Origin of the sequence: Saccharomonospora sp. NPDC046836, from assembly GCF_040645195.1 — a bacterium.
Lineage (GTDB): Bacteria > Actinomycetota > Actinomycetes > Mycobacteriales > Pseudonocardiaceae > Prauserella_A.
The window spans coordinates 1-9,073 of the sequence record NZ_JBEYXW010000076.1; the positions used below are offsets into that span (position 1 = coordinate 1).

The 9,073-nt window shown below is 73.1% G+C and carries 10 protein-coding genes and 1 pseudogene; 9 read left to right on the top strand and 2 right to left on the bottom strand.

Translation table 11 applies throughout. The features are described 5' to 3' along the window. Positions 1–219 precede the first annotated feature (219 nt). From ABZ863_RS34460 to ABZ863_RS34490, 7 genes and pseudogenes are all read left to right on the top strand, one after another. Positions 220–963 carry a restriction endonuclease gene (locus ABZ863_RS34460; RefSeq protein WP_358543873.1) on the top strand — a complete coding sequence of 248 codons (744 nt, stop codon included), beginning with the start codon at positions 220–222 and terminating at the stop codon, positions 961–963. Positions 964–1,026: 63 nt separating this feature from the next. Next, complete coding sequence (locus tag ABZ863_RS34465) at positions 1,027–1,548, top strand: helix-turn-helix transcriptional regulator (RefSeq protein WP_358543875.1); 522 nt, start codon at positions 1,027–1,029, stop codon at positions 1,546–1,548. 28 nt (positions 1,549–1,576) lie between these two features. Next, on the top strand, positions 1,577–1,987 hold the full coding sequence (locus ABZ863_RS34470; RefSeq protein WP_003949514.1) for a VOC family protein: 411 nt from the start codon (positions 1,577–1,579) through the stop codon (positions 1,985–1,987). Between the two features lie 70 nt (positions 1,988–2,057). After that, positions 2,058–4,448 (top strand): excinuclease ABC subunit UvrA, encoded by a 2,391-nt coding sequence (locus tag ABZ863_RS34475; protein WP_358543877.1) that lies wholly within the window; start codon positions 2,058–2,060, stop codon positions 4,446–4,448. Positions 4,449–4,480: 32 nt separating this feature from the next. Beyond that, the gene (locus tag ABZ863_RS34480) at positions 4,481–4,729 is read left to right on the top strand and encodes a hypothetical protein (RefSeq protein ID WP_358543879.1); all 249 of its coding nucleotides are present in this window, start codon (positions 4,481–4,483) and stop codon (positions 4,727–4,729) included. A 41-nt stretch (positions 4,730–4,770) separates the two neighbouring features. Next, positions 4,771–5,618: pseudogene (locus ABZ863_RS34485) on the top strand (IS5 family transposase). Between the two features lie 35 nt (positions 5,619–5,653). Beyond that, entirely contained in the window at positions 5,654–6,217 is a 564-nt protein-coding gene (locus ABZ863_RS34490) for a GNAT family protein (protein ID WP_023421900.1), read from the top strand. Positions 6,218–6,253: 36 nt separating this feature from the next. Here ABZ863_RS34490 and ABZ863_RS34495 read toward each other — a convergent pair whose 3' ends face one another. Continuing rightward, positions 6,254–7,003: an NPP1 family protein gene (locus tag ABZ863_RS34495; protein WP_358543885.1), complete on the bottom strand. Its 750-nt coding sequence runs from the start codon at positions 7,001–7,003 to the stop codon at positions 6,254–6,256. 300 nt (positions 7,004–7,303) lie between these two features. On the opposite strand from ABZ863_RS34495, the gene ABZ863_RS34500 reads away from it, so the two are divergent. Together ABZ863_RS34500 and ABZ863_RS34505 are read left to right on the top strand one after the other, a co-directional pair. Further along, on the top strand, positions 7,304–7,558 hold the full coding sequence (locus ABZ863_RS34500) for a hypothetical protein (protein WP_023417541.1): 255 nt from the start codon (positions 7,304–7,306) through the stop codon (positions 7,556–7,558). 62 nt (positions 7,559–7,620) lie between these two features. Continuing rightward, positions 7,621–8,472, top strand: a complete 852-nt coding sequence (locus tag ABZ863_RS34505; protein WP_023421902.1) for an alpha/beta hydrolase — start codon at positions 7,621–7,623, stop codon at positions 8,470–8,472. A gap of 102 nt (positions 8,473–8,574) precedes the next feature. Here ABZ863_RS34505 and ABZ863_RS34510 read toward each other — a convergent pair whose 3' ends face one another. After that, positions 8,575–8,964: a hypothetical protein gene (locus tag ABZ863_RS34510; RefSeq protein WP_358543882.1), complete on the bottom strand. Its 390-nt coding sequence runs from the start codon at positions 8,962–8,964 to the stop codon at positions 8,575–8,577. Positions 8,965–9,073 lie beyond the last annotated feature (109 nt).

A 9,073-nucleotide genomic window follows, 5' to 3' on the forward strand; every position in this document is an offset into this window, starting at 1 on the left:
GATGTCGAGCATGCGGTCGGTGCGTCGCTCGGCGATGCTCGCGACGTCGGCGACCGTGATGGCGAGAAAGCTGAGGCCAGTTCATGACCGGCGCGGGCGGCGCGAAGCCCGGGCCAGTTTCGCGCCACCTGGCGAGCCGGGCGCCCTTTCGCCCCCGGGACCCCGTGCGCAGACTGGCCGACGGCCGCGCACACGCACGGCAGGGACGGGGGAGGACGCATGGCGACGAGGCGCGGGGCCCGACGCCCGGCACAACGGCGCCCGGCACAGCGGAGGCCGGCCCGGCGGGGCCCTGCACGCCGGGCCCCGCAAACCAGGACCAGGCTCGGCGCAGCCGCCGCCACGGCGGCCCTGCTGGCGATGACGTGGTCGGTGATCTGGCCGTACGTCCTGGTGGCGGCCGCCATCGGAACCTCCGCCACAGCCCTGTGGTGGCTCCACCACACGGACCGCCTCCCCCGGCGCGGCGAGCGCCGCCCCCACGAACCCGCGGCGCTCCGCGCCGCGAGCCTCGCCGAGGTCGACGCCCTGAGCTGGCAGGAGTTCGAGCACCACGTGGCCGCCCTCTGCCGCCGGGACGGCTGCCGGGACGTGGTCGTCACCGGCGGCGCCGGCGACCTGGGCGCCGACATCACCGCGACCCTCCCCGACGGACGCCGCCTGGTGATCCAGTGCAAGCACTACGCCCCGCACCGGTACGTGCCCAGCGGCGACATGCAGAAGTTCCTCGGCACGGCCTGGCTCCACCACCGTGCGGACGTCGCCGTCTTCGCGGCCACCTGCCCGTTCGGCAGGGCCGCCCTCGCCCTCGCCGCCGAACACCGCATCACCGCCGTCCACCGCGACCTGCTCGGCCTGTGGAACACGGGCACCCCGCTGACCGCCCTCCTCGCCCTCGGCGGCGCGGGTCAGGGCGACGCCGCCCACCGGCGCCGGTGGCGCGAGACGTACGGGCGAGGATGAGCCGGTAAGCGGAGGCTGCGGCTCGGCCCCCGCCCCCACCCCCGCCGTGGCATCATCCGGAGGATGAGCACCAGCCCGCCCCCGGCGCCCCGCCTGGGCGACCTCGCGCTCCTGCGGCGCGTCCGCGACCGGATCGACCGGGAGTACGCGCGCCCGCTGGACGTGGAGGCGCTGGCCCGGGGCGTGAACATGTCGGCGGGCCACCTCAGCCGGCAGTTCCGGCTGGCCTACGGCGAGCCGCCGTACTCGTACCTCATGACCCGGCGGATCGAGCGGGCGATGGCCCTGCTGCGCCGCGGCGACCTCAGCGTCACCGAGGTCTGCTTCGCGGTCGGCTGTTCCTCGCTCGGGACGTTCAGCAGCCGTTTCACCGAGCTGGTCGGGGTTCCGCCCAGCGTCTTCCGGGAGCGGCAGGACCTGGCCGGGCAGAACATCGAAGGGATGCCGGCGTGCGTGGCGAAGCAGGTGACCAGGCCGCTCAGGAAGGCCAGGCCGCCCCGGGGGAGCTCCCCCGGCGGGAAGGCCGCGGGCGGCGGCGCGGAACCGGTCAGGAATCGAGAAGCGCGCACCGGGCGGCCCGCCTAGCGTGAGGCCCATGAGCGCCGAGAACCCCATGCACCTCACCGTCCACGCGAGCTTCCTCCCGCACAACGACCCGGAGGCCGCCCTCGCCTTCTACCGCGACCTCCTGGGCCTGGAGGTCCGGGACGACGTCGGCTACGGCGGCATGCGCTGGATCACCGTCGGCCCGCCCGGAGGCGCCGGCTCCGCCATCGTCCTGCTGCCGCCGGGCGCCGACCCGGGCGTCACCGAGGACGAACGCCGCACCATCGACGCGATGATGGCCAAGGGCACCTACGGGGGCATCCTGCTGGCCACCCCCGACCTCACCACCACCTTCGAGAAGCTGGTCGCGGGTGACGCGGAGATCGTCCAGGAGCCCACCGACCAGCCCTACGGCGTCCGCGACTGCGCCGTACGCGACCCCGCGGGCAACCTCATCCGCATCCAGGAACGGCGCTGAGAAGCCCGCACCGACACGCACGCATCGCCAAGCATCGCCACGCATCGCCAGCCAGGGGAGAGACCAGACGATGACCAGGGCCACGAGGCAGGACGCGCCGTCGGCCGCGCCGCACGCCGCCGACCACCACGACCTGATCCGCGTGCACGGCGCACGGGAGAACAACCTCAAGGACGTCAGCATCGAGATCCCCAAGCGCCGGCTCACGGTGTTCACGGGCGTCTCCGGCTCGGGCAAGAGCTCCCTGGTCTTCGACACCATCGCCGCCGAGTCGCAGCGGCTGATCAACGAGACGTACAGCGCCTTCCTGCAGGGCTTCATGCCGACGCTGGCCCGCCCCGAGGTCGACGTCCTGGAAGGGCTGACCACCGCGATCATCGTCGACCAGCAGCGGCTCGGCGCCGACCCCCGCTCCACCGTCGGCACCGCCACCGACGCCAACGCGATGCTGCGCATCCTCTTCAGCCGCCTCGGCGACCCGCACATCGGCTCGCCCAACGCCTACTCCTTCAACGTCCCCTCGGTCCGCGCCCACGGCGCCATCACCGTGGAGCGCGGCAACAGCAAGACCGTCCGGCAGAGCTTCACCCGCACCGGGGGCATGTGCCCGCACTGCGAGGGCCGCGGCACCGTCTCCGACATCGACCTCACCCAGCTCTACGACGACTCCAGGTCGATCAGCGAGGGCGCCTTCACCATCCCCGGCTGGAAGTCCGACAGCTGGTGGACGGTCCGCCTCTACGCCGACTCCGGCTTCCTCGACCCCGACAAGCCCATCCGCGACTTCACCGAGCAGGAGATGCGGGACTTCCTGTACCGCGAGCCGACCAAGGTGAAGGTCGAGGGGACCAACCTCACCTACGAGGGGCTCATCCCCAAGATCCAGAAGTCCTTCCTCTCCAAGGACCGCGAGGGGATGCAGCCGCACATCCGCGCCTTCGTGGACCGGGCCGTCACCTTCACCGCCTGCCCCGAGTGCGAGGGCACCCGCCTCAGCGAGGCCGCCCGCTCCTCCCGGATCGGCGCACTCAACATCGCCGACGCCTGCGCCCTGCAGATCACCGACCTCGCCGACTGGGTCGCCACCCTGGACGAACCCTCGGTCGCGCCGCTGCTGGCCGCCCTGCGCCACACCCTCGACTCCTTCGTGGAGATCGGCCTCGGCTACCTCTCGCTCGACCGGCCCGCCGGCACCCTCTCGGGCGGCGAGGCGCAGCGCGTCAAGATGATCCGCCACCTCGGCTCGTCCCTCACCGACGTCACGTACGTCTTCGACGAGCCCACCATCGGCCTCCACCCGCACGACATCGAGCGCATGAACGGCCTGCTGCTGCGGCTGCGGGACAAGGGCAACACCGTGCTCGTCGTCGAGCACAAGCCGGAGACGATCGCCATCGCCGACCACGTGGTCGACCTCGGCCCGGGCGCCGGCACCGGCGGCGGCACGATCTCCTTCGAGGGCACCGTCGCGGGGCTGCGCGCCTCCGGCACCCTCACCGGCCGCCACCTGGACGACCGCGCCACCCTCAAGAAGGAGGTGCGCAAGCCCACCGGCACCCTGGAGATCCGCGGCGCCGACCGCCACAACCTCCAGGACGTCGACGTCGACATCCCGCTCGGTGTCCTGACCGTCGTCACCGGCGTCGCCGGCTCCGGCAAGAGCAGCCTCATCCACGGCTCGATCCCCGGGAGCGACGAGGTCGTCTCCGTCGACCAGAGCCCCATCCGCGGCTCCCGCCGCTCCAACCCGGCCACCTACACCGGCCTCCTCGACCCGATCCGCAAGGCGTTCGCCAAGGCCAACGGCGTCAAGCCCGCCCTCTTCAGCGCCAACTCCGAGGGCGCCTGCCCCAACTGCAAGGGCGCCGGCGTCGTCTACACGGATCTCGGCATGATGGCCGGGGTCTCCGCCACCTGCGAGGAGTGCGACGGCAAGCGGTTCGAGGCATCCGTCCTCGAACACCACCTCGGCGGCAAGGACATCAGCGAGGTCCTCGCCATGCCCGTCACCGAGGCCGAGGAGTTCTTCCGCGAGGGCGAGGCCCGCACTCCCGCCGCCCACCGCATCCTCACCCGCCTCGCCGACGTCGGCCTCGGCTACCTCACCCTCGGCCAGCCCCTGACCACCCTCTCCGGAGGCGAACGCCAGCGCCTCAAGCTCGCCACGCACATGGCCGACAAGGGCGGCATTTACGTCCTGGACGAGCCCACCACCGGCCTCCACCTCGCCGACGTCGACCAGCTCCTCGCCCTCCTCGACCGCCTCGTCGACGCCGGCAAGACCGTCATCGTCATCGAACACCACCAGGCCGTCATGGCCCACGCCGACTGGATCATCGACCTGGGCCCCGGCGCCGGCCACGACGGCGGCCGCGTGGTCTTCGAGGGCACCCCGGCGGAACTGGCCGAGAAGCGGGGGACGGTCACGGGGGAGCATCTGGCGGCATACGTCGGCGGCTGAGCCCGGCGCGGTCCCGCCACCGGGTCACGCCGGTGGCGGGCCGCACACCGCTGTCCGAAGCCTGGGCGCGGGCAGCCAGCACGGGACACCGCCGCCGTCACGCCGCGTGGAACCGCTCCGCGACCTGCTCCGCGTCGGCCATGGTCTTCCTCGTCCCGCTCGCCGGTCCGACGGCCGCCGAGCATGGCACGGCTCGCCGGGAATGCCCGTCACCACCGGACCCGCCGTGCCGCGGCCCCGCGAGGGCCCGTGCCGTGCCGCGCAACCTTTCCCCGGAGTGATCGGTCTTGTCCTAGGCAGTGTCTTCAAATGATCACCCGTGATGGATCATGGTGTCGTGATACGTCGTCATGAACTGTCCGATGCCGAGTGGGAGTTCGTCCGGCCGTTGCTGCCCGAGTCGTCGCGGGGGCGGAAGCGGCTGGACGACCGCAGGGTCCTGAACGGGATCGTGTGGAAGTTCCGCACCGGAACGGCCTGGCGGGATGTGCCCGAGCGTTACGGACCGTGGGCCACGCTGCATACGCGTTTTCGCAGGTGGGCGGCGGACGGGACGTTCGACCGGATGCTGCGGGCCGCGCAGGCGAAGGCGGACGCGGCGGGCGACATCGAGTGGCTGGTGTCGGTCGATTCCACGGTCGTCCGAGCTCACCAGCATGCGGCGGGGGCTCGAAAAGGGGGCTCCGCGACCCGGCCCTCGGCCGGTCCAGAGGCGGCCTGACCAGCAAGATCCACCTGGCCTGCGACGGCAGGGGCCGTCCGCTCGGCTTCGTCGTCACGGGTGGCAACACCAACGACTGCACCCGCTTCACCGCCGTGATGGAGGCGATCCGGGTGCCCCGGATCGGACCCGGCCGTCCCCGCGTTCGGCCCGACCACGTCCTGGGCGACAAGGGCTACAGCTCGAAAGCGATCCGCGCCTGGCTCCGCCGTCGGGGCATCGCCCACACGATCCCCGAGCGGGCCGACCAGGTCCGCAACCGGGCCCGGCGAGGAAGCCGCGGTGGCCGCCCGCCGGCCTTCGACCGTGAGGCGTACAAGCACCGCAACGTCGTGGAACGGTGCTTCAACCGCCTCAAGCAGTGGCGCGGCATTGCCACCCGCTACGACAAAACCGCCCAGTCCTACGAAGCAGCCGTCACCCTCGCATCGCTCCTGATGTGGACGTGACATTTGACGACAGAACCTAGCCCCCAGGACCCGCCGTGTACGCCATACCCCTCGCCCCCGGCGCCGAGCTGCGCCCCCTGGAACCCTGGCAGGCCCCCGAGTTCCTGGCCCACATCGACCGGGCCCGCGCCCACACCGACCCGTGGATCCCCTGGGCCACCTACTCCACCGACCTCGACTCGGCCCGCGCCACCCTCCAGTCGTACGCCGACAAGCAGGCGGCCGACCGGGGCCGCGTCTTCGGCATCTGGCGCGAGGGGACCCTGGTCGGCGGCGTCATGTTCGTCCGCTTCGACGCCGCCGGCGGCACCTGCGAGATCGGCGTCTGGTCGGAACCGGCGGGCGAGGGCCTCGGCCTGATCACCGCCGCCGCCCGCCACCTCCTCACCCACGCCTTCACCACCCGCGGCCTGAACCGCGCGGAATGGAGGACAACCCCCCGCAACACCCGCAGCCGCGCCGCCGCCCAGCGCCTGGGCATGACCCTCGACGGCACCCTCCGCGAACACTCCTCCTACCGCGGCGAACGCCTCGACATCGAGGTGTGGTCGCTGCTGGCACGGGAGTGGGAGCGGAAGGAGCGGGCGGACCGGGCCTAGAGAGCCCGGCCCGCCACTCACCCAGACCCCGCCCCGTCAGGCGTACGGGTCGAAGTCGATCCCCGAGGGCTTCGCCTTCTCCAGGTGGGAGCCGAAACCGGCGTCCTTCAGGCCGAAGTTGGCGCTGCCCCAGTCGTGCTGGCTCAGCCTGTCGCGCAGACCGGCGGGGTAGCCCTCCCAGCCGACGAGGGCCGGGTACTGCCAGGTGCCCTGGTGGTTCTCCGGCGGCTCGTCGTTGGCGGTGGCGGCGCGGAAGCAGTGGGTGCTGGCGCCGTCCTTGTGGTAGACGATCTTCGGGTGGCTGCCGTCCCAGCGGATGGCGTCGCGGTCGTGCACCTTGAAGCCGCCGTGCGCCGAGGTGGCCACGTACCGGGCCTCGCCGCCGTTCACCCAGACCACCACGTGCTCCCAGTCGTGCCGGTGCCCGCCGAGCCCGCTCCCCGCGACCGCCTGGTCCTTCTCGAAGTACGAGCCGTAGAGGACGGCGCACCAGTCACCGTCGCACTTGGCGCGGGAGTAGGTGTTGGTGTTGTCGAGGTCCCAGGCGTCCCGGCACTGCCCGTTGAGGGCGCCGGAGGGGTTGAGTCCGCCGTTGAGAGTGCCGTCGGGACCGATGGCGGGGGTGGCGTAGCAGCCGTCGGTGTCGTAGTCGTAGGCCGGCTGGTACGTCTGCTCCAGCGCGTCGGCACTGGCCGGGAGCGCGGCGGGCGGGTCGGCGTGCGCGCTGCCGGCGAAGGCGACGACGAGCCCGGTGGCGGCGGCGAGGGTGAACGCGGCTCTGCGGATGCGGGAACCCGTATTCAAGACGTCCTCCTGAGGACGGTGGGGGGATGACACACGGACACAGGCAGATTTGACATGCCCAACTCACCCTCGCCGAACCACGGGAGCGCGGGGTGACCGTGGGGCCACAACTGGGCGTGCGGAAAGGGAAGATGGGGAGACCCCACGCACAGGAGGCCGGTCCCTTGCGCACCCTGCACGTCGTCACCCACCCCGAGGCGGCCCGCCACGTCGAGGGAGTCGTGGGAGGCTGGCCCTCTGACCTGTCACCAGAACCTCCAACAGCCCGAGGAGACAGACACGTTGAGATGTCGCACCGCCGCCACCTCCGCCGTCGCGGCCCTCACCCTCCTGCTCACCGGATGCGGCGCCGACAGCCCCTACGAGGCCGGGTACGCCCACGGCCAGGAACGCCGGGGCACCCTCGGCGGTGACCTCTTCGGCCAGATCTTCCACTGCGCCACCTGGGCCAAGGAGCAGTACGAGGAGAAGGCCGACCGGAACGCGTTCAAGCGGGGCTGCCAGCACGGCATCAACGACCTGCCGTCCAGGCCGTAGGTACCGCAGGCCGGGAGCAGGGACCGGGTCCCACTCCCGGACCGGTGGCACAATCCCACCCCATGCCCACCTTCACCGCCCCCGACGGCACCCCGCTCGCCTGCCACGCCGCAGGCGACGGCCCGCCCCTCGTCTGCCTGCCCGGTGGCCCGTTCCACCCCGCCGCCTACCTCGGTGACCTCGGCGGCCTCACCGCCCACCGGCGGCTGCTCGGGCTGGACCTGCGCGGTACCGGCGCCTCCGGGGTCCCGGCCGACCCCGCCTCGTACCGCTGCGACCGCCTCGTCGCGGACGTGGAGGCGCTCCGGCGCCACCTTGGCGTGGACCGCGTCGACCTGCTGGGCCACTCCGCCGGGGCCAACCTGGCCGTCCGCTACGCCGAGCGGCACCCGGACCACGTCGACCGGCTGATCCTGGCCACCCCGAGCACCTTCGCCGTCGGGCTGGACGTGCCCGGGCCGGTCCGCGCGGCGACGGCCCGGCTGCGCGAGGGCGAGCCGTGGTTCCCGGAGGCGTACACGGCACTGGAGGAGGTGGCGGCGGGACGCGCCACGCCCGCCTCCTGGGAGGCCATGGCCCCGTTCATGTACGCCCGCTGGGACGACGAGGCCCGCGCCCACCGCGCCCTGGGCACCCCCTGGCGCGGCACCGAGGCCGCCGCCATCTACGGCTCCGAGGGCGCCTTCGACCCACCCGCCACCCGCGCCGCCCTGGCCGCCTTCACCCGCCCGGTCCTCCTCGTCGCGGGCGAACTCGACCTCAACTCCCCACCCGAGGTCGTCACTTCCTACGCCGCCCGCTTCCCGGACGCCAGGCTGACGGTCCTGCCGGGCGTCAGCCACTTCCCCTGGGTGGACAATCCTCCGGCGTTCGCTGCGGCGGTCAGCGATTTCCTGGGCCGGCGCACGTCCTGAACCGGGCACCACCCCTGTCATGCACCGCCGCACGCCACGGGGCGGCGGGCCGTTCCGGGCAGGGGGCGGGCCCAGGGCCCTCTGGCACTGCTCCCGCTCCCCCTACGCCACGTCGGGCTCCGCCCCGCCCCCCGGCTGCTTACGCCGAGCCCCCGGCAGCGCGGTCCGGGCCTCCGGGGCGGCCTCGGCCTCCGGGGCCGCCGGCACCCCCACCACGCCCCGCCCCGTGAGGGCGGCCAGCGCTGTCCGGATGTGTTCCATGCGGGCCCGCAGTGCCTCGCGCTGCTCCTCGTGGTCGCGGACGAGGCGTTCGGCCTCGGCGGCGACGCGGTCGGCGGTGGCCTGGGCCTGCTGGAGGAGTTCGGCGGCCTGGGTCTGGGCCTCCTGGTCGGTGCGGCGTACGGCTTCCTCGGCCTCGGCGTGATGGCGGCGGGCCTCGGCGAGGACGGCGTCGCCGTGGTCGTCGAGGGCGCCCTCGTGGCCGCGTGCCACGGTGTCCCGCTCGGCCGCCGCCCACCAGCTCGCCGAGCTGGCCTTCGGCGGCGACCCTGACGGTCCGCGACGGGTGCGCGAGATCCTGCTCCGCCGCTACCCGCACGCC